A 1,459-nucleotide genomic window follows, 5' to 3' on the forward strand; every position below is an offset into this window, starting at 1 on the left:
GGGTTGACCAAGCAGGACAAGACCGCACCGAAGTTTCCTGACCTGCTCACACGGGTCTTCACCGCGGACGCGCCGAACCAAAAATGGGTCGGTGATCTGTTATGCCGAACTCGGCATAACAGGTCCTATGCCGACCCTTGGAATATGCCGATGTCTTGTGGGATGGCATGCTGCTGTGCGGGTTTCGGTGCTTGGTGTCGGCATAGTCATAGCGATGTGAGCCAGGCCAGGATGTCGGGCGCGGGTCGGTAGGTCCCCGGTTGGACGTGTGGTGGCCGGGTTCGGTCGATGGCGGCTTGTTTGATGGCCATGTGGGCGTGCAGGTAGGCGTCGGTGCTGTGGGTGTCGGCGTGCCCGAGCCATAGGGCGATGATGGAGACGTCGACTCCGGCGGCGAGAAGGTTCATGGCCGCGGTGTGTCGCAGGGTGTGCATCGTGATGTGCTTGGGGGTGAGGCTGGGGCAGGTGGTCCGCGCGGTGGCGACGTGGGTGGCGAGGCGATGTTCGAGGGCGTCGCGGGATAACGGTTGGCCGTGCGGGCCGCAGAACAGCGCGGAACCGGGCCGGGTTGTCCGTTCAGCGAGGTAGGCCGTCATGGTGTTGACCGTGACTCGCGTCAGTGGAGTGATGCGTTGACGACGCCCTTTGCCGGTGCAGGCGATGTGCGGGCCGGCGCCGAGGTGGATGTCGTCGTGGGTCAGTGAGCAGATCTCGCTGATCCCCAGACCGGTCTGCGCGGTCATGGTCAGCAGGGTGTGATCGCGTCGCCCGGTCCACGTCGCGGGATCGGGTGCGGCCAGAAGCGCATCGACCTCGGCGGGGGTGAGGAACTCGATGATGGGCTTGATCGCGCGTTTGGGTGGTATCGCGAGTACCTGGGTGATGGTGGCGGCGTGCTCGGGATGGTCGGGCAACGCCCGGCTGAGCACGGCGCGGATCGCGGTGAGTCGGGCGTTGCGGGTTCTGGTGCTGTTGTGACGCTCTTGTTCGAGGTAGTCGAGGAATCCGTTGATGTTCATGGCGGTGAGTGCGTCGAAATCGACTGCATCGGTGCTCATTCCGAGTGTGGAGGTGAGGTATTTCAGAAGCATCCGCCAGGTGTCGCGGTAGGAGGCGATGGTGTTGGCCGACAGGTCGCGCTGGGTGTGGGCGAAGGTCGTGAAGTAGGTCTGCAGGCTGATCGCCAGGGCGTTCATGACGGTTCCTCTTCGGCGTTGGGTTCGAGCTTGCCGGCGGCCAGGGCCATGAGTTCTGCGGTCCCGGTCAGGTACCAGTAGGTGTGGGCGGCATCGGAGTGGCCCAGCCAGGTGGCCAGCAGCGACAGCACCCGGTCGGTGAATCGCCCTGGTTCTGCCGGAGGCTCGATCTATTGGATTGCGACCAAGGGTTGGTCGCTCCGTTGAGCATCGTAGAACGCGGCCTCGAACTCGGTGGGGGGAACGTCCTTGAGGTAGCTGTG

2 protein-coding genes and 1 pseudogene are annotated in these 1,459 nt (G+C 64.2%); 1 reads left to right on the forward strand and 2 read right to left on the reverse strand.

The genetic code is table 11. The features are described 5' to 3' along the window. Nucleotides 1-99, forward strand: a pseudogene (locus tag JDV09_RS27360) (IS3 family transposase); the annotation flags it as partial. Between the two features lie 107 nt (nt 100-206). On the opposite strand, the gene JDV09_RS26415 reads toward JDV09_RS27360, so the two are convergent. Together JDV09_RS26415 and JDV09_RS27130 are read right to left on the reverse strand one after the other, a co-directional pair. Next, nucleotides 207-1,196 (reverse strand): tyrosine-type recombinase/integrase, encoded by a 990-nt coding sequence (locus JDV09_RS26415; RefSeq protein WP_221372085.1) that lies wholly within the window; start codon nt 1,194-1,196, stop codon nt 207-209. Continuing rightward, complete coding sequence (locus JDV09_RS27130; protein ID WP_255606092.1) at nt 1,193-1,327, reverse strand: hypothetical protein; 135 nt, start codon at nt 1,325-1,327, stop codon at nt 1,193-1,195. The genes JDV09_RS26415 and JDV09_RS27130 overlap by 4 nt, the downstream gene beginning before the upstream one ends. Nucleotides 1,328-1,459: the final 132 nt, after the last annotated feature.

Origin of the sequence: Mycolicibacterium xanthum, from assembly GCF_019710635.1 — a bacterium.
In the GTDB taxonomy this organism is placed as follows: domain Bacteria; phylum Actinomycetota; class Actinomycetes; order Mycobacteriales; family Mycobacteriaceae; genus Mycobacterium; species Mycobacterium xanthum.